The 19,418-nt window shown below is 43.9% G+C and carries 16 protein-coding genes and 1 CRISPR repeat array; of the genes, 8 read left to right on the top strand and 8 right to left on the bottom strand.

Annotation, left to right across the window (positions count from 1 at the left end; genetic code table 11):
- Nucleotides 1-116 precede the first annotated feature (116 nt).
- The 3 genes from KQI32_RS06425 to KQI32_RS06415 all read left to right on the top strand — a co-directional run bounded on the left by KQI32_RS06425 (nucleotide 117) and on the right by KQI32_RS06415 (nucleotide 2,831).
- Nucleotides 117-1,043 (top strand): LCP family protein, encoded by a 927-nt coding sequence (locus tag KQI32_RS06425; RefSeq protein WP_216424368.1) that lies wholly within the window; start codon nucleotides 117-119, stop codon nucleotides 1,041-1,043.
- Nucleotides 1,044-1,220: 177 nt separating this feature from the next.
- Complete coding sequence (locus KQI32_RS06420) at nucleotides 1,221-2,561, top strand: phosphomannomutase/phosphoglucomutase (RefSeq protein WP_177689782.1); 1,341 nt, start codon at nucleotides 1,221-1,223, stop codon at nucleotides 2,559-2,561.
- Between the two features lie 51 nt (nucleotides 2,562-2,612).
- Nucleotides 2,613-2,831 carry a DUF378 domain-containing protein gene (locus KQI32_RS06415; RefSeq protein WP_177689783.1) on the top strand — a complete coding sequence of 73 codons (219 nt, stop codon included), beginning with the start codon at nucleotides 2,613-2,615 and terminating at the stop codon, nucleotides 2,829-2,831.
- A 118-nt stretch (nucleotides 2,832-2,949) separates the two neighbouring features.
- Here KQI32_RS06415 and KQI32_RS06410 read toward each other — a convergent pair whose 3' ends face one another.
- The 3 genes from KQI32_RS06410 to KQI32_RS06400 form a co-directional block, all read right to left on the bottom strand.
- Nucleotides 2,950-4,407, bottom strand: coding sequence for a stalk domain-containing protein (locus tag KQI32_RS06410; RefSeq protein ID WP_216424367.1), 1,458 nt, complete (start codon nucleotides 4,405-4,407; stop codon nucleotides 2,950-2,952).
- A 10-nt stretch (nucleotides 4,408-4,417) separates the two neighbouring features.
- Entirely contained in the window at nucleotides 4,418-5,884 is a 1,467-nt protein-coding gene (locus KQI32_RS06405) for a stalk domain-containing protein (RefSeq protein WP_216424366.1), read from the bottom strand.
- Nucleotides 5,885-6,027: 143 nt separating this feature from the next.
- Entirely contained in the window at nucleotides 6,028-6,519 is a 492-nt protein-coding gene (locus KQI32_RS06400) for a shikimate kinase (RefSeq protein WP_216424365.1), read from the bottom strand.
- 223 nt (nucleotides 6,520-6,742) lie between these two features.
- Between KQI32_RS06400 and KQI32_RS06395 the strand changes: the two genes are divergently transcribed.
- On the top strand, nucleotides 6,743-8,113 hold the full coding sequence (locus KQI32_RS06395; RefSeq protein WP_216424364.1) for a 2-isopropylmalate synthase: 1,371 nt from the start codon (nucleotides 6,743-6,745) through the stop codon (nucleotides 8,111-8,113).
- Entirely contained in the window at nucleotides 8,110-8,772 is a 663-nt protein-coding gene (locus KQI32_RS06390; protein ID WP_177689790.1) for a GntR family transcriptional regulator, read from the top strand. Before KQI32_RS06395 ends, KQI32_RS06390 begins: the two co-directional genes overlap by 4 nt.
- Here the strand turns inward: KQI32_RS06390 and KQI32_RS06385 are convergent.
- A complete protein-coding gene (locus KQI32_RS06385) occupies nucleotides 8,760-9,587 on the bottom strand; it encodes a 4Fe-4S dicluster domain-containing protein (RefSeq protein WP_216424363.1) in 828 nt (275 codons plus the stop codon). The genes KQI32_RS06390 and KQI32_RS06385 overlap by 13 nt on opposite strands.
- Nucleotides 9,588-9,729: 142 nt before the next feature.
- Here KQI32_RS06385 and KQI32_RS06380 point away from each other — a divergent pair, with 142 nt between their 5' ends.
- The 3 genes from KQI32_RS06380 to ymfI all read left to right on the top strand — a co-directional run bounded on the left by KQI32_RS06380 (nucleotide 9,730) and on the right by ymfI (nucleotide 13,105).
- The gene (locus tag KQI32_RS06380) at nucleotides 9,730-10,518 is read left to right on the top strand and encodes a type III pantothenate kinase (protein ID WP_177689792.1); all 789 of its coding nucleotides are present in this window, start codon (nucleotides 9,730-9,732) and stop codon (nucleotides 10,516-10,518) included.
- 1 nt (nucleotide 10,519) lies between these two features.
- Nucleotides 10,520-11,026, top strand: a complete 507-nt coding sequence (locus KQI32_RS06375; RefSeq protein WP_216424362.1) for a flavin reductase family protein — start codon at nucleotides 10,520-10,522, stop codon at nucleotides 11,024-11,026.
- A 167-nt stretch (nucleotides 11,027-11,193) separates the two neighbouring features.
- A CRISPR array of direct repeats spans nucleotides 11,194-12,302; the repeat unit is 33 nt; unit sequence GTCACGCCTCGCATGAGGCGTGTGGATTGAAAT.
- 77 nt (nucleotides 12,303-12,379) lie between these two features.
- Nucleotides 12,380-13,105, top strand: a complete 726-nt coding sequence (ymfI, locus tag KQI32_RS06370; RefSeq protein ID WP_216424361.1) for an elongation factor P 5-aminopentanone reductase — start codon at nucleotides 12,380-12,382, stop codon at nucleotides 13,103-13,105.
- 39 nt (nucleotides 13,106-13,144) lie between these two features.
- Here the strand turns inward: ymfI and KQI32_RS06365 are convergent, their stop codons facing one another.
- From KQI32_RS06365 to KQI32_RS06350, 4 genes are all read right to left on the bottom strand, one after another.
- A complete protein-coding gene (locus tag KQI32_RS06365) occupies nucleotides 13,145-13,327 on the bottom strand; it encodes a DUF951 domain-containing protein (protein WP_177690132.1) in 183 nt (60 codons plus the stop codon).
- Nucleotides 13,328-13,339: 12 nt separating this feature from the next.
- Nucleotides 13,340-14,005: an HAD hydrolase-like protein gene (locus KQI32_RS06360; protein ID WP_177690134.1), complete on the bottom strand. Its 666-nt coding sequence runs from the start codon at nucleotides 14,003-14,005 to the stop codon at nucleotides 13,340-13,342.
- Nucleotides 14,006-14,304: 299 nt separating this feature from the next.
- A complete protein-coding gene (locus tag KQI32_RS06355; protein WP_216424360.1) occupies nucleotides 14,305-16,107 on the bottom strand; it encodes an S-layer homology domain-containing protein in 1,803 nt (600 codons plus the stop codon).
- A 178-nt stretch (nucleotides 16,108-16,285) separates the two neighbouring features.
- The gene (locus tag KQI32_RS06350) at nucleotides 16,286-19,414 is read right to left on the bottom strand and encodes a hypothetical protein (RefSeq protein ID WP_216424359.1); all 3,129 of its coding nucleotides are present in this window, start codon (nucleotides 19,412-19,414) and stop codon (nucleotides 16,286-16,288) included.
- Nucleotides 19,415-19,418: the final 4 nt, after the last annotated feature.

Below are 19,418 nucleotides of genomic sequence, written 5' to 3'. Positions count from 1 at the left end.
TAATTGAAAATATGATTGGATATGATATATAATAATTCATGTAATAGCATGAAATGAAAGATTTCAATGCATCGGGAATACGGAAAGAAACGAGACGGCAGATTGGAGTTTCACAAATGAATGTCAAGAAATATATGAAAATCATCTCTTTAGCTTTGGCTTTTTGTCTGGTGCTGTGGTGCGGCTTTGCCGTAGCCGGATATGTGATAAACAGAGAGACGGATACCAGTGATGAGGAGCTGGGGCTGTCAAAACTGAAAGGCAAACGGGTAAATGTTCTACTGATGGCTACGGATGAGGGAGGTCAGCGGACCGATACCATGATGCTTGCTTCTTTTGACAGGGAGCGGGAACAGCTGAATATACTGTCCATTCCACGGGATACCAAAGTTACCATAAACAATTCGGCACAGAAGATTAATGCGGCCTATGCAATTGGAAAGCATGAGCTGGCGATCAAGACCGTTCGAGATATGGTTGGAATGCCTATTCACTATTATGCGGTGGTCAATCCAGACGGTTTCTCAGCTATTATAGATGTGCTGGGAGGTGTCGATATTGATGTGCCCCAGCGGATGAAATACAGCGATCCCGCCCAGAATTTATATATTGATCTCTATCCCGGTATGCAGCATTTGGACGGCGATAAAGCAGAACAATTCTGCCGCTTCCGCTCTTATCCGGAGGGGGATATCGGCAGGGTAAAGGCACAGCAGATGTTCATCAAAGCCCTGATTGAGCAGAAGCTGAATCTGGATTTGATTTTTAAAGCAAAGGATATCTTTGCGGAGGTAGAAAAGTATCTGACCACCAATATTTCACTGGCGGATATTGGGACGTTTATACCCCTCATGAAGCTGGTCAGCGCGGAGAAGACCAATACCTATCAGCTGCCGGGAGAACCCAGATATATCAATAATATCTCTTATTATATTTGTGACCGGGAAGAGACCGATAAGCTTATAAACGAGGTGTTTTTAAATATTGTGCCGGAGGAAAGTACCAATCCTTCCGGTAATCCTGTACCAACTGCGAAAAAATAAAAAAGTTTTTCCTTCCGAAAAACGCGGCTGCGCTTCGCACACTGTTTTTTGAAACAAGCAACTGTGTACAAATCTGTACCGTTTTCTATGTTAAAAAGATATGGGGCGTCTCAGTACGTCCCATTTTTAAAAGGAAGGGCTTCCACTCCAAAAAATATATGGGAGGATTTATTTCATATGTCAGCTTTTAAATCTTATGATATCAGGGGGATATATCCCACAGAACTGAATGAGGAAAGGGCATATCGGATCGGCTATTTTTTAAAGGATCTGTTTGGTGCGGATAAAATATTGGTGGGACGTGATATCCGTCTTTCCTCCGAAGCGCTGTTTCAGGCATTGGCGAAAGGGATTTGTGACAGCGGTGCCACGGTATATGATGCCGGACTCTGCACAACTCCGATGATCTATTTCGGCTCCTTTTCCAACGATTTTTTGACTTCCGTTATGATAACGGCATCCCATAACCCAAAAGAATACAATGGTTTTAAGATTTCCGGTCCAAAAGCAGCTCCGGTGGGGGAGGACAGCGGACTGAAAATCCTGGAAGAAAAAGTACTGCATGGTGTAATAGAAATATCCCCAAAAAAGGGAGACGTAATTTCTTTTGATTTAAAGGACAAATATCTTCCCTTTATGAAGAATAAGCTTCTGGATATCAGCGGACTGAAAATTTCAGTTGACTGCTCGGGAGGTATGGCCTCTTTACTGGCGAAGGAAATCCTTGGAACGGATGGAGTATCCTATCTTTTCGACTCCTTTGACGGCTCTTTTTCAGCGCACAGTCCAAATCCTCTGGAGCCGGACAGCAGAGAGGCACTCCGCAGGGATGTGCTGGAGAAGAAAAGCGATATTGGAATCATTTTTGACGGGGACGCAGACCGCGCCATGTTTATTGATAATAAAGGACGCTTTGTCTCGCCAGATTTGATCATTGCCGTTCTGGCAAATGTGCTGGTGGACGAGGCGGGGCAGAAGGTTGTGATGGATATTCGCAGCTCCAAAGCGGTTTCCCAATATATCAAATCGATCGGTGGGGATCCGGTGATCTGGAAGGTAGGGCATGTCTACGCCAAGGCGAAAATAAAGCAGCTTGATGCAGTGTTCGGAGGAGAATTGGCAGGACATTACTATTTCAGGGAGTTTGGCTGCTGTGACAGCGCTTTTCTGGCCGCAATCTACCTGTTAAATGCTCTGGCGGAATGGAAGAAGGATAATATTTACCTCTCGGATGTCATCGATGAACTTTCTGTTTATGCTTTTTCCGGAGAGCTGAATTTTAAAGTGGAAAACAAAGATGCAGTCATAAAGCGTGTGACAGATTCTTTCAAAAAGCAGGGCGGATATCAGAAATTTTATGATTTTGACGGCATCCGATTTGATTTTGATGACTGGTGGTTCAATATCAGAAAGTCAAATACAGAGCCGTATCTGCGGCTGGTTGCAGAAGCGGACAATCAAACCCTTTTGGAAGAAAAATTAAAAATTTTAAAAGAAAAAATGGGAGTCGATGTATAAAAACATGGAAGCGGCGCCATACTAAAAGCAAAAGATAAAGGAGAGATCTTTATGGATAATCTGGCTTTGATTTTAGTGATCATAGGCGCCATCAACTGGGGATCCATCGGATTGTTTGGTTTCGATCTTGTTGGCTCGCTGTTTGGCGGGCAAGGTGCTATGTTCTCCAGAATCATTTTTACTATCGTTGGTCTTGCCGGGCTATGGGCAATCACCATCCTGTTTAAGGACAAAATACCGGCTCATGACGAGTCCATTGACAGAGAATAAATAATGAAAAGAAAGAGGTATCCTGCCTGTGAAAAGTGTTAGGATACCTCTTTCTGTTTTAGTGGAAGCCGGAGCAAAACAAATCTTCATTCATTTTTATCTTTTATTTTCTTCTCACTTAGATTCCCTTCATGATTTTATCAATTTCATTATAATTGACATAGTCCTCATCCTTCGGCTTCGAAATATCCTGGTTCCCAATTTTCTGCTGGTTGTCCTCGCGGACAATCAGCTCCACCGAACCGATTTCCAGGCCGTAAGGATTTGGAATGTTGGAAAGACCGATTTTGCAATAACTTTTAACCGTGATATCATTGGATTTCATATATGTAGCTGTCATGTCAACATCATAGTTAAAATATTGGAGCAGCTGTTCGTTGCCGTCTGAAAAACCCAGGCTTTTTATCAGGTTTTGCAGATCCTTTGTATCGATTTTATAAGTTACCGTTGTCTCTTTTTCTGTCTCATTGACCGTGAAATAGGGAGCGTTGGTCAGTTTTGAGATCAGCTCAAAACATTTCATGACATTGTCGTATCCCTCCGGCCCGTTCGATTGAAGAATCATCGTTGTTATGGACTCGACAAACTCTTCTTTTTCCCGACGGTAGGTACTGTTCTCCAGTGCCGTAAAAACTGGATCCATGATATCTTGCACATATTCATCATCGGAAATACCTATCTTTATTCTTCCGTTTTTTGTCCGTTCCAATGCCTGGACGAGTTTTTCTTCTGCGGCATCGCAATAATCCTGATAAATAACGATAGGAGTTGCCGTTTCCGAGTCCAAATACAGCGCGTCCTTATCCAGATAAAGATTTGCTTTGAGCGGTTTGGAAAGATCAATCTTTTCCCGCAAGGCTTCCATCCCGGTGAAAACAGCAGGTTTGGTCTGCAGATCTAAAAAATGGAACAGTCCGTCATTTTTCATTTCCAGCTGCAGTCCTAACATGGTTCCCTGCTTTTGCAGATTCATGGAGATATCGCTGGTTCCGTTAATATGGATACCGAATAAGTTACTATTGGCGTGGAACTCTATTTTTGACTGCGAAGAACTGGAAAATTCAGAAGGGATATCCAATGAAGTGATATAATCCAGATAGGTCTTGCAGTTTTCCTCAACATATTTTATATAGCGCTCCATGCAATAGAGATGGATAGAGCTGTCTTTGTAACTCCTGACCGTCAGCACTCCAAGCAACATATCCAAATCCCAGTACATTAGGTAAGTGACGCCGTCCTTTTCAACGGCCTGCGATGCAAGCATAACAGGAGTGCTTTCCTCTCCTTCCTGAATGCCGGCGATACGGGAACCGATTTTTATGGTAACCGTTTTTTCGCCCTTTACTGCTGTGACTTCACAGGTAGACTCCTGATAGGACACCTGATAGCCGAGCTTTCTTGCCACTGCCGCAAAGGGAACGTGAGAGCTGTACATTTGATTGGGAGAGGCAACGATTTCTTCCCCGTCCAGATATATTTTTACTTGAGGCGGTGTGTAATCTTCCGTTGCACTGACAAAGCAGGATGTAGAAATCATCAGAAATGAAGAGATGACTGCAATTATTCTTTTTCGCATTGGTTGCCTCCTATTCATCCGTATTTTTTTCATTTAACAGATCCAATATTTCCGTGTTGGAAACCGTCTGGGAGGGTTCTGGGCGGCTTATATTCTGTGCCCCTTCTTTTACTGTATTTTTTCCCAACACCGTATATTGAAGCGAACCGCATTCCAAGCCAAATTCATTGGGAATGTTGGAGAGGGAAAGTTCCATGAGAAGCGTTTGTTCCGCTTGGGAGGTTTTGTCTGAGACGGAGTCAAAACGGAGGTCAAAAGAAAGAAGAGGGAATGCCTTATCAAAAGCGTCTTCCTGATAAACATAGAAGAAGCTTCCGGTTGCTTTTAAAAGACTTTTTAGTGTCGTCTTGTCCAGACGATAGGTGACCGTTCTCTTTCCGTCGGTGTCCGTCACGGAGAGATGATTGCTGTCCCAAAGTTCAGCAAGCTCTTCGATATCAGACACAATCTTTTGGTAACTTTGGTGACCATAAGCTTCAAAAACATTGTCTGTTAAAGTTGTTATCCACTGCTCATAGTTAGCGTACTTCCCATCAAACAAGAAAGAAAATTCCTGTTTTTTCTCCTCATTAAAGGGGAAGAAGATCCATTTGTCCTTGACAAAGGCGTTACATTTATCGATGATCCCCTGTTCAATATAGCGAAGGGGAGCCACATAATTGTCGACAACGTCCATGGATAAGGCTGCCGCTTTTACATAAAGCCCTTCATCGTCCAGAAAGAATTCCAGTTCTACTGGCTTTCCAACAAGGGAGGCAGGTTTCCCCTCCGGATCGGTGAGCATATCTGTCAGCATCAAGTTATAGAAATTATACAGTCCGCTGTTTTCCAGTTTGACCGAGGCATAGAAATTTCTGCCTTGTTTTTGAAGGGTAAGATTACCGTCGCTGATGCCATCCAACTCAATTCCAAACAATTCGCTTTTTCCGGAAAAGCCCGACTGAAACGTAAAATCAGACCGGCAGTTTTCAAACATCTTCTCCGTTTTCAGAAATTTTTTCAGCGGTTCTGCTTTTTCTCTGACGAGATCGGTGACCGCATCCTGAGTGATGGCATGCACTTCTCTTTGTGCGGAGAATACAGAGACAGAAATGTGAAATAATATGTAGAAGGAATATTGGCTGAGATAGACCGTGCCGTCAAATTCACAGGGAGAATATCTTATATATTCCGTCCATTGGCTATCCTGATTAGACATTTGTGCGAAATTGTTCCCTGGAACAATAGCAATTACCAAATTGTCTTTTTGACAGAGTACTTTGTTTTCTGACTCATCATAGGTGACGGTATAGCCCAGTTTTCTTACAATAGGCGCGAGGGGAATCACATCATAATACTCCATCCAGATGGGATCCTTCGCTTCAATTTTTTCTCCGTTGACATAGGTGGTAAAGGGAGCCTTTTCCTCTTCGGCCCAGGTTACGGTTGAAAAAAGAAGGCAGATTGACAGGATGGCGGAAGCTATTTTTTGAAACATATTTCGTCCTCCTATATGATTGTTTTGATAGGAATATCATACCATATTATGAGAATTAATGCAATAAAAAACGGATTATTCCAAAATAATCAGAATAATCCTTAAATAAGTCTATGTAATGCGGAAGGCGTTTTGGTGATAAGCTATTCTTTACAGGAAACCAGTTCCGCCACGATATCCTCTGTACTTTTATCCGTACAGCAGACAGTTAGGGCTGCATATTTTTGATACAGCGGGATGCGCTCCCGGAAAACATCGTCAAGAGTTTGTCCTTTTCGCACGGCAATGCCGCGCGTACGAATATTCAGGATTCTGCGTTTGCATTCCTCCAGAGTGACATCTAAGTAAACGCATTTGCCGCAGCTTTGAAGATGCGCCATGGCTTTTTGGCTGAGTACGGCGCTTCCACCGGTGGCGATCACAGTATTCCGGCAAGAAAGGGAACAGATAGCCTCCTCCTCGGCCTTTAAAAAAGCGTCAAGACCCTGCGTGTCAATAATTTGCTGAAGGCGCTGCCCTGTGTTCTGCTGAATCACCAAGTCGGTGTCACAGAAATTCATTCCCAATGTTTTTGCCAGAATAACACCGATGGTGCTTTTTCCCGCACCCGGCATACCGATCAATATCATATTCATTGTCTTACCTCCATATGTCAGGCTTAAGGAGAATCGAGTCCATACGTTATTATAACAAGATGAGATACTTTTGTAAAGAAAAAAAGAACGGAAAAGGAATATCAGCTCTTTTGGAAATATTCCATTGTTTTTCTTCTTTTTTGCTGTGATCGAAGAGGAGGATTGACTTTTAAAACATATGATTGTATAATTGTATACAATAATGCGATAAGGAGGATGCCTTATGTTAGAACTGAGTAAAAACACCCATGTTCTGGAGCAGGATCCATATCATTACACTCTGCAGGACGTGAAGGAACCCAATTTATTTCGGGAGATGTTCCCCTATACAGAAGTGCCGAAAATTCCTTTTAATTTCCGAAAAGTCCCTATGAATATGCCGGAGGATATTTGGATTACGGATACCACTTTCCGGGATGGACAACAGTCCCGGACACCCTATACCGTGAAACAGATTGTAGACCTGTACGATATGCTGCACAGGCTGAGCGGAGAAAAAGGGATTGTCCGCCAGACAGAATTTTTCGTATACAGCAAAAAGGATCAGCAGGCCCTTGCCAAATGTATGGAACGCGGATATCAATTCCCTGAAATTACAACCTGGATACGGGCTTCCAAAAAAGATTTTCAGCTGGTGAAGGATATCGGCATCCGAGAAACAGGAATTCTAGTCAGCTGCTCGGATTACCATATTTTTAAAAAGCTGAACATGACTCGCCGCCAAGCGCTTGAACACTATTTGTCGGTCGTGTCCGACGCCATAGAGGCAGGGCTGTCGCCCCGCTGTCATTTTGAGGATATTACAAGAGCTGATTTCTATGGTTTTGTCGTCCCCTTTGCCAGCGCATTGATGGAAATGTCCCGCCAGTCCGGCATACCGGTCAAAATCCGCGCCTGCGATACAATGGGATACGGTGTACCCTATACGGGAATTGCGCCGCCCCGCAGCGTACCGGGGATTGTTTACGGACTTCAGCACTGTGCGGAGGTTCCCTCCGAGCTTCTCGAATGGCATGGGCACAATGATTTCTATAAAGGAGTTGCAAATGCATCCACTGCATGGCTGTATGGAGCATCCGCTGTAAACTGTTCCCTTCTTGGGATCGGGGAGCGGACAGGGAATGTACCCCTGGAGGCAATGGTGTTCGAATACGCATCCCTGCGGGGTACGACGGACGGTATGGATACAACCGTGATCACCGATATCGCTGAATATTTTGAGCGGGAACTGGGTTATCAGATTCCGCCTATGACTCCCTTTGTAGGAAAACACTTTAATGTCACACGCGCTGGAATTCATGCGGACGGCCTGTTGAAGGATGAGGAAATCTATAATATTTTTGATACAGACAAGCTGCTGAACCGTCCGGTTTCCGTGGCTGTCAGCAACACGTCCGGGCTGGCCGGAATCGCATACTGGTTAAATACGTATTTTCGATTCACAGGGGATCAAAAGATTGACAAAAAAGATCCCATTGTCTCATACATCAAAGAATGGGTGGACAAGGAATACGAAAACGGCAGACAGACCGTCATCAGTGATGAAGAGATGGTGGAACGGATCCGCACTGCAAAGGATGGGCGGTTTGCATGAAAAAGATTGAATGGAATCACGCTTCTTTGGGAGGAAAGGTATTTGAAGCGATAGAGCAGGCCATTCTGGGCGGGACTTACGCCGCCGGAGACAGCCTGACAGAGCTTGGACTGTCCGCCGAACTGGGGGTCAGCCGTACCCCGGTAAGGGAGGCACTCCGTCAGCTGGAACTGGAGGGATTGGTTCAAAGCGTGCCCAACAAAGGAACGGTTGTGGTTGGAATTTCGCAAAAGGACATTGAGGATATTTACACCATCCGTATGTCCATTGAGGGACTTGCCTGTGAGTGGGCGGCTCAGAAAATCAATGGGAAAGAGTTGGAGAAGCTGAAAGAAATTATAGAATTACAGGAATTTTATGCACAAAAAAATGATGTTCTGCAGGTATGGCAGCTGGATCGGAAGTTTCATGAAACCATTTATGACGCTTCCCGCAGCCGTCCTTTAAAACATACCCTTACTAATTTCCACAATTATATTCAAAAGGCTAGAGAACTCTCTTTCAAAAGCGGGGGCAGAACAGCACTTTCCGTAAAAGAGCACAGGGATATCTATGAGGCGGTTGCTCAGCACGATGGGGAGAAAGCACGGGTGCTGACACGGCAGCACATTGCAAATGCCCGAGAGAATTTTCTGAATCATATTTCTCAGGAGAGATAAAGTGCTTTATGGGGACATTCCTCAATGCACTGTAAGCAGAGAATACACTCGGTTCCATTGCGTCTTCTGCGGGCATTGTCTGTCATATCTACATTCATTGGACAGATTTTTCGGCACCTACCGCAGGAGACGCATTTTGTTTTATCATTTTTTATCCGGAGCAGTGAGAAATAGCTTGCGGGCTTCAGAAAAACGGTAACCGGGCAGATATACTTGCAGAAAGCCCTGTTATCCCTGTATAAAAAAGCGAGCAAAATCCCGGCAGTATAGTAGAGAAGATTGCCGATGAGAAAGCTTCGGTAAATGATTTTATCCTTTTCGGGAACGCCTGTAAGAAACAGAAGGGTGACAAACAGCAGGGAAAGAGCAAATGTGATATAGCGGAGAAAACCGAGCTTTTTCCGCGGGCGATCCGGTATTTTATAGGGGAGTAAATCCAAAACCATGGCCGTCCAGCAGGCGTATCCGCACCATCCGCGGCCGAAGAACAGAGGTCCGAAAAGCTTGGCGACGGCGTAGTGGATGACAGCAGCTTCAAAGACGCCGAGGAACAGATAATACCAAAAGCCTTCTATCTGCATATTTTCCTTTGAAAAAATTCCAAGGTAAAACAGCATATAAAGACCGACTGCAAACTGCACCATATTTCTGGCATATTTCAGCTTTTTGGTATAAAGAAAAATGCCTAGAGCAAGGCAGGTTCCGATGTAAGAGAAATTGAACAGGTAAAACGGATTGTCCATTGTAAGCCAAAGCGAAACGGCAATGCTTTCAAACAGAAACCACAGAATTAGAGCCGTGAGAGACTTTCTCATTGTTTTCACTCCGTTCTATACATTATTTTTTATTATTCTATCATATCCGGAATCCGATTACAATAGCATGTATTCCTTCTGCGTTGACATTTTACGCATAAAAAGATATAATAAAAAATATGAATGTTTAGGAGGTTCTTCCATGATTTTAGCAGTGGACATCGGCAATATCCATGCGGTGATCGGGGTGTATGACGGAGAAAAGCTGGTTTTTAAATCCAGAATCAGCACGGATACGGCAAAGACGGACGATGAGTACACGATTATTCTGGGCTCTCTTTTAGAACTGTATGGGGTGCGCAGAGAGGAGATTACCGGCGGAATTATCGGTTCGGTGGTTCCTCAGATGATAACTATCTTTTTGCGCGCTGTCAAAATGGTATGCGGAGTGGAAGCACTGGTTGTCGGTCCTGGGATCAAAACCGGACTGAACATCAAGATCGATAATCCGGGGCAGCTCGGAGCAAATCTGGTCTGTGTGTCGGTGGGGGCATTGGAGAAATATCCGGCACCGTCCATTGTCTTTGACATGGGCACGGCGACTACGATATCCGCTTTGGATGACACGGGTGCTTTTATCGGGGGCTCTATTATGCCGGGGGTAAACATTATGCTCAACAGCTTGGTGGAGAAAACTGCCCAGCTGCCTCAAATTAGCTTGGAAGCACCGAAAAATGTCATCGGAGCAAACACGGTGGAATGTATGAAATCTGGTATTGTCTATGGCACTGCAAGCATGCTGGACGGAATGGTGGAGCGTTATCGACGGGAAATGGGAGAAAAATTGACGGTCATTGCAACCGGCAGTCCCGCCGGATATATCATACGCTACTGCAGCCATCAAATGATTTATGATAAGAGCCTCTTACTGGACGGACTGCGCATTCTGTATGAAAAGAATCAAAAAGAAAATGGAGAAAAGAGGTTATAAAATGAAAAATTTTCATGAAATTGCACCGGAGCAGCTGCAAAAGACACCTTTTCAAATGATAGGAAAAGAGTGGATGTTGGTTACAGCCAAAAAAGGAGATAAAGTAAATACAATGACGGCATCCTGGGGCGGCCTTGGGGTGATGTGGGGGAAAAATGTTGCTTTTGTGGTTATCCGTCCCCAGCGGTATACAAAGGAATTTATTGATGCTTCCGATTCCTTTTCTTTGTCCTTTTTGGACGGAGCGTACAAGGAAAAGCTCAGTTATCTGGGGTCTGTTTCGGGACGAGATGAGAAGAAAATTTCAAAAACAGGGCTGACTGTGGCAGAGGAGAACGAAATTCCCTATTTTGCAGAGGCAGATACCGTGTTGATCTGCAAAAAGCTTTATCAGCAGGAGTATCAAAAGGAATGCTTTTTGGATTCGTCCATCTGTGAGCGTTGGTATCCAAATAGTGATTATCACACGATGTATGTGGCGGAGATTGAAAAGGTTCTTATCGTTTGAAAAGCTGGTGCGAACCTTAAGTGAACATGAGGTTACAGGAGGATTCGCACTGATTTTCTTACAAAAATACAAGAGAATTTTTAACAAAGCAGTGCTTTTTATCATTTTATACTGACTTTTTTGGTATTTTTGCACAGAGCAGAGTAGAAAATTTGTGTGTTTTTGCTGTCACGCCTCGCATGAGGCGTGTGGATTGAAATTCTGCAACATTGTATTTGGCTCCTATGGACGCCGCGTCACGCCTCGCATGAGGCGTGTGGATTGAAATATTTTTTTGCGTATGCTTTCCCACATCTTGCGATGTCACGCCTCGCATGAGGCGTGTGGATTGAAATTCTGCTTAACTCTTCAAAATTTGATACGCGAACGGTCACGCCTCGCATGAGGCGTGTGGATTGAAATCAAAACGATGCGGCACATGCGATTATTGCAGGGGTCACGCCTCGCATGAGGCGTGTGGATTGAAATATCATATCACCGGTTCTCGGATCGGGATGGGGAAGTCACGCCTCGCATGAGGCGTGTGGATTGAAATAACAACAATGTTGTCATATCCCTGTATGTACTTAAGTCACGCCTCGCATGAGGCGTGTGGATTGAAATGTCACTGTCACATAATCAGCTATGGTACCTTCAGGTCACGCCTCGCATGAGGCGTGTGGATTGAAATGGTTCGTTTCCATATCCGAAGCGGTTGTTTTTCCGGTCACGCCTCGCATGAGGCGTGTGGATTGAAATGGAGAAAGGTCAATGATTCCAGTCAGGCAAGGTGTTGTCACGCCTCGCATGAGGCGTGTGGATTGAAATAGCGAAACCCCATTCTGATTTTTGTAGGCAAGCAGTCACGCCTCGCATGAGGCGTGTGGATTGAAATCCTTGAACCAGTGATGCGGATTGTCTGGATTGGTTGTCACGCCTCGCATGAGGCGTGTGGATTGAAATGGTTTGATGGGGAGGACGAAGAAATGATCGTTAAGTCACGCCTCGCATGAGGCGTGTGGATTGAAATCCATTGTGGTAAGATAGTAGTCTCCTTCCTGCGGTCACGCCTCGCATGAGGCGTGTGGATTGAAATATATTGCTTCCGTCTGACCAAAATGGGTCATTGCATGTCACGCCTCGCATGAGGCGTGTGGATTGAAATTGTCTATGGATGTGCTCTATGGTTACAAAACCAGTCACGCCTCGCATGAGGCGTGTGGATTGAAATCTCATATGTTTTGCGCGATAAGATTTCTTCGCAGTCACGCCTCGCATGAGGCATGTGGATTGAAAACTCAAAAAATCGGTCATTATTGCATATGATAAAGACACGCCTTGCACAAGACGTGTGGAAAGGCAGGAGAAAAATCTTTGAAACAGACAGTTCTGATTACCGGCGCTTCCCGCGGAATTGGCGCGGCTGCCGCAAAAAGATTTGCACAGGATGGCTGTCGTCTGATTCTAAATTACCAGAAAAATGAAGAAAAAATAAGAGCACTGAGGGAATCACTGAAGACGGAAGTGCTTCTTTGCCGGGCGGATATCTCAAAAGCAAGGGATGTGGAGCATATGGTACAGAAGGCTCTGAATGCTTTTGGAAAAATCGATGTGCTGATCAATAATGCGGGCATTGCGGAACAGAAACTGTTCTCCGATATTACAGAGGAAGACTGGGATAGGATGTTTGATGTCAATGTCAAGGGGATGTATCTGGTGACGAAAGCTGTTCTGCCCGGCATGATTCATGAAAAAAAGGGTAAGATTGTAAACATATCCTCTATCTGGGGCATGACAGGCGCTTCCTGCGAGGTACATTATTCCGCTTCCAAAGCGGCGGTCATCGGTTTTACAAAAGCACTGGCAAAGGAGCTTGGCCCCTCCGGTATTTGTGTGAACTGTGTGGCGCCGGGCGTGATTGCAACGGATATGAATGCCCATTTGCAGGAAAATATCCTGCAGGAGCTCAGGGAGGAAACCCCTTTGGAAAAACTGGGGACACCGCAGGATATTGCGGAGGCAATTCATTTTCTTTCCTCACAGCAAGCGAATTTTATTACAGGGCAGGTACTGAGTCCAAACGGGGGAATTGTAATTTAAAAAGGAAAAAGATGGGACTCCCCATCTTTTTTGTTTTTGTTACTGCTGCCGGTTAATGGCTTTGATACTTTTTGTTAGTTTATTTCTGGGCAGAAGCATATAGTGTCCGCAGCCCAGACATTTGATGCCGATATCCGCACCTGTGCGAAGCACTTTAAAGTCATAGCTTTTGCAGGGATGCGGTTTTTTGAGAGTGACAATATCGCCGATTTGAATATCCAAACAAAATCCTCCTTACTTTTTGATACTTTGGCCGTTTGTTAGAAATGACGCGATGGATTGTACAGTCGGTGCTGTTCCTATGCGGGGAAATGGAGCAAAACTGTCTTCTTCGCCGAAACCATAGAGCACAGCAAGAAAATCAATTTCCGTCTGCATAGCTCCCTCCGCATCAAATTTCGTGTCACCTATCATGAGGGTTTCGGATTTTTTCAAATTGTTTTCATGAAGTAAACTGCCAATGACAGCAGATTTTGCTGAGGAGGCGGGATTCTTTAAAACGCTTCCTTGAATTTTTTGAAAACAGGATGAAATTTGAAAAGATTTGAGAATGGACTGTGCAAAGACTGTGGGTTTGGAGGTAGCGACATAGAGATGAAAACCCGCTTGGCACAGCTGGTTTAGAAGGGGTAAAATCCCATCATAGAGAGCGCATTCCAATTGTCCTTTTTCATTGTAATACTGTCGGTAAATAGCTACGGCTTCCAATGCGGTTTCACTATCCAGTCCGTAATAGGTTTCAAAGGACAAATGGAGGGGAGGTCCTATGAATTTCTTTTGAATAGGGGAGGGCAGTTTGGGTAAATCCAATTGTGTTCTTGCATATTCGATACCGTTTTGAATTCCTTCCTCGGTGTTGACCAGAGTTCCGTCCAAATCGAAAAAAATATTTTGATACATGATCCGTTCCTTTTCTATTGTATTCCGCTTTGATGGTTTCATACGATAAAGCCTTGCTCATATGCTTCTGCTTCACAAGGCTAAAACGCTTGTATCGTGGCTTTTGTCGCACACTGTACAAAAAGCATTTCATTTTGTTCAATAAGGGACTTTCGTCCCGTCATTCAACGTTTTCAGTGGGGGATTGCACCCCCGCTGAAAAAATGAAGTGAAGCCCGCCGCCTATAGAAGAGGCGGGGGACATCTTCATTTAGTTATAATGATAAAGAAAAGGGAACGGTCAACCGTTCCCTTTTGAATTAATTTGCAATGACAATGGTTTGTGCTTCAAAGGCACCGTTGACCGATTTTCCAACAACGATGATAAAATCACCGGGTTTAATATCCTGCAGACGTTTTGTGGTTCCAGTAGAATTATCCGTTATCGTCGTATTTCTGGAGTTGACAAAAATCTGTTTGGTAGTGCCGTCGGTCAGCTTCAGATTGATATATCCGTAAGAGGTATTGACTGATTCCACGTTACCGGAAACCTGTGCAACCTCAGAGGTGACTTTTGAAACCTCAATCTTTGTGACAGTGCCGCTGTCGGTTGTAACTTTTGCGGACATATCCAGACGGAGGGAATAGACATCTTCCTCTGCGCCGTCCACAAGAATCTTAATATTCTTATTGAGACTGTAGCGTTTTCCGGAGATAACAACACTTGGATCAGCGGAAATTACAATTTCCTCGATCTTTCCATTCAGTGTGCCGATTTCACTTTTTACTTCCAGACGAGTAATCCTTCCGTAATTTGTGACGCACCGGACAATGGTATCGCCTTTTACCACATCGCGGAAAGTAGCGTCAGAGCCATTGCGCTTGATGACGACTTCCGATTTTGTCAGATAGGTCTCTGTTTTACCGCTGTCTCGTTTGATTTTTACTTTCAAATCATTTTCCAGCTCAATGGATTCGATTGTACCGCCGGAAAATTCAGAGGTGCTGTCCTCAATATCAATTCGAATAACGATATCATTTTCATCAAGAGAGAGGGTTGCATAGTCCCGCGTACGGACCACGGAAAGCGTTGCCTTGGAACCGTCAACATAAACCTCGCAGGTACTGAGAGCCTGATAGGTTTTTGTGACGCCGTCTGTCTGGTCGATGAGCTTCACCGTATTGGTAGCTCCCGTGTTGACAGCGGTAACCTCACCTTTTACTGTGTTGGATACGGTGGGAGCCTCATAAAGCATTTCGACACGGAAGACCATGCCGTCCTGGAACATAACGATAACATTTTCGTCAATCTTCAACTCTTCTTTGTCGACCGTTTCCCCGTTTAAGGCGAACGTGGTCAGACTGCTGATATCATACTGTGTGGTTTTACCGTTGGAGGCTTCCAGAGTCAACTTGTCCGAAGATATTTTGTAGAGTGAGCCATATGTAAACATAATATTCTGTTTTTCCATTGCACGGTACAGAAGAACAGCTGCCTGCGCTCTTGTCACATCATAGTTGGGATCAAAAGTGGTTGCCGTCATCCCCAGCATCAGCCCTTCATCTTTTACATATTTCACAAATTTCCTGGCACTGGTAGGAATGCTGGATTCATCCGAATAGCCGGTATTGGAATCGTAATTGTCGCTGACATAATCATACTGGTTCATCACCTTTGTCAGATAAATGGCAGCCTCATAACGTTTGACCGGTTGGTTAATGCCAATGTTGTTGACGATATTTTCCACCTCGTCAAGTGTCAGAATCCCTCTGTACAGAAGGAAGGAAACCTCATAGGGATAAGGAAGGGTAAGACCGGAGAGATCCTCCGCATACAGGCCCTTGATCTCGTCCTTGTGCTCTGCATATACTGAATCGCTGGAACCGAGGATTCTGGCGATTAAGAGCATCATTTCATTCTGCGTCACTTTGTTTTCCGGCATATAGGTACCGTCCGGATAACCGTTTATAATACCTTTTTGCGCCATTGCGGTAATCTGCTGGATCGCCCAGCTGTATTTTGTCTCATCCAAATCAGAAAAGCTTGACGCGCCAAATCCGATCACAAAGGTGGAGAACAGCAGCGTAACAGCGGCGATTGTCGAAATTAATTTTTTAACCACAAGTATTCCTCCTTAATTCTGCATAAGCATGTACTTTTATCGTTATTTTATCATAAATTTCTGCAAATTACAACAAATAAATCGGATTATTAAAGAGGGGGATATAAGCTTGTAATCAGATATATTATATTTCAAAAATATATGCCTCTCGCAGAATTATTCTGCGAGAGGCATATTGCTAAGATTCAGGAATATCCCTTTTCACACGGTAAAGCTTATCGTTTTTATATGTATAAATTGTTTTGCCATCGTCTGCAAGACTTAATTGATTAACACCTGTCAAGTCCGGTGCGATATTCTTATATTCCATTGTTTGAATATCGATGACAAATAATCTGCCATGTGCCGCTACATATAAAAAACCGTCGCTGTCAAATTCAACGCCATAAGGAACCCAGCTAACCGGAGAATTGGTATATCCGTTGACATTCAATATTTTCTGTGCAACACCGGTTTCAGGATCTAATCCGAATACCAGTCCCTGAGAAACAGACCATAAAAGTCCATCTGAACCAAATGCCAGTCCGCCGAACATTTTTGGCTTTTCATAATCGCCAATAATAAGCTCCTTACCCCATTCCATAGTTTTATCTTCCAGGTCATATTTGAACAGCTGCGCTGATGTTTTAACAGGTGTACTTCCAAGTCCTCCGTATATTGTGGTGGAGCCATAGAGTTTTCCGTCCTTATAAGCCAAATCGGTTACACTTAGATCTTGTGGGGCGTTAACAAACTCTAATGCTTCTGTAACTGGGTCATAAACAGCAAAACCTCCTTGAAGGAGCGTATAATTTGCAATACCGCCCATCACAATTTTACCATCTGCTTCAATAATCGTCATCGGCCTGTTCTGTTTATAATCCTCATGAAGGGAAAATAATTTCTTTGGATTTTCATTCTGTATAGCTGGCAAATGCGGATCAAAGACCCAAAGCTCAGCATTGGGATAGGCTCCATAATAAATCTTGCCCCCGATTTCAGCAATCGGGTTGCATTGCTGCATATCAAACGAAACATCTGCCGTTTTGGTTTCTGGATTGTATTTGGATGAAGTCGGTCCCATATAACCCGATACATAAACATATCCGTCAGCAGGGCAGATACCGACGATTTCTGTTCCGACCGCTTCCATATTTTTAGGATAGTTCATTCTTTTACCCGTCTTATAGTCTATCAGAGTGACAAATCCGGACCAGTCAAAATTAACAAACACAGGGTTTGGGAATTCCGGATTGTTTTCAAGCGTAATAACGCCGCCACCGCGTATCGTCCATGCGCTGGTTGGTACAGTTTTCTTCTCTCCGGTATCCAAATTGTATTGTATACTGCCCGAAGGGCCACTGATATACGTATATCCGTCAATTTCGGGGGTAGGGCACAGGCCCCACTTTGTAATGATTTCTTCGTCCAGGAAGGCACCGGTTACTGTATCAAAGATAAGATAAGAAGTCGTTGCATCTGTTTTTTCTGTATAGATAAATATTTTATCCCTCACAGTCTTTGCGTAGTAATAGCTAGTGATTTTTCCCACTAATGATTCCGGAGGAGGAATGAGTTGTTTTTCCCGGGTATTCGTATTAATTTTGTAAAATTCAGGATCACCATTCTCCATTCCGCCGCCGTACAGAAAGCCGTTGTGGTAGGCGAGGGATTTGAAGTAACTGTTTCGAAGCTGTCTGCCCCAGTCAATTTTGTTGCCTTCCTTATCATACTGGATGATTTTTGCGTTTGGATAAGTGGCTAGATAGACATTGTCTTTTTCATCAATGGCGATCTGGCAGACAGCCGATTCCCCAACGCTCCCCAAGTTGTACAGTTGTTTATTCGCTGGAGAATATTTGTACAGAACAGGATTAGAATATCCTGCGAAGAATACGTTTCCTTCTGAGTCTACGGCGTGGCTCCAGAAAACTTTACCTTCTACCTCGAAGCTGCGCAGTAAATTTCCCGTTGTTAAATCGACCACATTAAATTTTGCCGGTGTTCCGGATGCGGTGGTGCAGCCAATCGGCTTTCCGTCTTCCAAACTTACTGTTCCTTGGATAAGAGAAGTCGATTTGATCGGCTGTCCCAAATCCTCGTAGGGTAGATATTTAAGCTGTGCAATTGATTTTGCTGAGGGTTCGGTGATGAAACCTTTGAAATAAGCACGGGAATTCCATTTATCTCTGAATTCATTATTTGCGTCATGTCCATGAAAATGGACGGCAGGTTGTTCAGATAAGCCTATTATGACCGTTATCAGATCTTTCATAGAAGCGGGAATCGTACCCAAAGGAAACTCCCTTCTGTAATTTACTCCATTATATTGTACGAGGTTAAAGGCTGTAGCTTTCGTTTTACTGGAACCGGAAATCAATGCTTCTACCTGAGAAAGGGTAATGCCGGTTTCCCAGAGAGCGTCAGTAATATAATAATTTGCGTAGACTCCACCCACTTTGCCTCCGGTTGATATCAAAGCATTCAAGTCTAGTTTGATGTCCTGACCCGGATTTGCCTGCCGTATCTGTTTCAAATTCACTTGGATTAACCCGTAAGTTTTCTTTCTGGATGAAGTCATCTGGTACCTATTGAAATATTCACTCACCGATACAGAGGCTGCTGAAATCAAAGTGCTGTTCACGGCCGGTAAAAGATAAGGGTTCGTGTCTGTTCCAGAGCCTGTATATCCACTGCGGATTGTAACGTATGGTTTTTCATGTACGCTGTCACAACCCGCGGAGAAACCACCGATATATTCTTTCCCGAAATAGTAGCATTGGGTACTGGAAGAATGAAATTCATAAATCAGTGTTAGAGATTGATGTTTGGTGTTGTCCAACATATCAGCAGTTAATTTTGAAGTGACATTGATATGGGATAAGGTGTCGCCTACTCCTTTCACATGTCTTTGTTTTTTAACAAATACCGTTTCGTCACTGGATTCGATGTTATCTTTAATTTCCGCAGAAGTTATGGTATTTGTCCAGTCCATATTCGTAATATATGTCTTGGCATACAGCGAGGTATTACTGTTTGCGGTATGCAACGAAAATTCCACATTCGCTCCCTCTAAAACGGCTTCTGCTGGGATATGGTTTAAATCTAATTTTGCTAGAACATATACGGTACCGCTATTTGCATTTGATGTGTATTCCCCATGGTTTTTCTTTGACATATCCCCGCCGACTGCGAAATCTTCTGTTATAGGAATCTTAAAAGGTTCCGATATCGTACCTAACCCTAAATCCGACGTGGTATATCCTGTCTGAGGTATCATGCTTAGCATGATACAGAAGCATAATAATACTGATATTCTCTTTTTCACATTA

Source organism: Acetivibrio sp. MSJd-27 (assembly GCF_018918095.1).
In the GTDB taxonomy this organism is placed as follows: Bacteria; Bacillota; Clostridia; order UMGS1840; family HGM11507; genus HGM11507.
The sequence above is the reverse complement of the archived record's forward strand: the minus strand, read 5'-3'. Positions and strand labels throughout refer to the sequence as shown.

Excerpts from the sequence above, each read along its gene's own strand:
- KQI32_RS06395 (WP_216424364.1), top strand. The coding sequence starts at position 6,743 with ATGTTAGAACTGAGTAAAAACACCCATGTTCTGGAGCAGGATCCATAT.
- KQI32_RS06415 (WP_177689783.1), top strand. The coding sequence starts at position 2,613 with ATGGATAATCTGGCTTTGATTTTAGTGATCATAGGCGCCATCAACTGG.
- KQI32_RS06425 (WP_216424368.1), top strand. The coding sequence starts at position 117 with ATGAATGTCAAGAAATATATGAAAATCATCTCTTTAGCTTTGGCTTTT.
- KQI32_RS06385 (WP_216424363.1), bottom strand. The coding sequence starts at position 9,587 with ATGAGAAAGTCTCTCACGGCTCTAATTCTGTGGTTTCTGTTTGAAAGC.
- KQI32_RS06380 (WP_177689792.1), top strand. The coding sequence starts at position 9,730 with ATGATTTTAGCAGTGGACATCGGCAATATCCATGCGGTGATCGGGGTG.
- KQI32_RS06410 (WP_216424367.1), bottom strand. The coding sequence starts at position 4,407 with ATGCGAAAAAGAATAATTGCAGTCATCTCTTCATTTCTGATGATTTCT.
- KQI32_RS06400 (WP_216424365.1), bottom strand. The coding sequence starts at position 6,519 with ATGAATATGATATTGATCGGTATGCCGGGTGCGGGAAAAAGCACCATC.
- KQI32_RS06375 (WP_216424362.1), top strand. The coding sequence starts at position 10,520 with ATGAAAAATTTTCATGAAATTGCACCGGAGCAGCTGCAAAAGACACCT.
- KQI32_RS06360 (WP_177690134.1), bottom strand. The coding sequence starts at position 14,005 with ATGTATCAAAATATTTTTTTCGATTTGGACGGAACTCTGGTCAACACC.
- KQI32_RS06420 (WP_177689782.1), top strand. The coding sequence starts at position 1,221 with ATGTCAGCTTTTAAATCTTATGATATCAGGGGGATATATCCCACAGAA.
- KQI32_RS06390 (WP_177689790.1), top strand. The coding sequence starts at position 8,110 with ATGAAAAAGATTGAATGGAATCACGCTTCTTTGGGAGGAAAGGTATTT.
- KQI32_RS06405 (WP_216424366.1), bottom strand. The coding sequence starts at position 5,884 with ATGTTTCAAAAAATAGCTTCCGCCATCCTGTCAATCTGCCTTCTTTTT.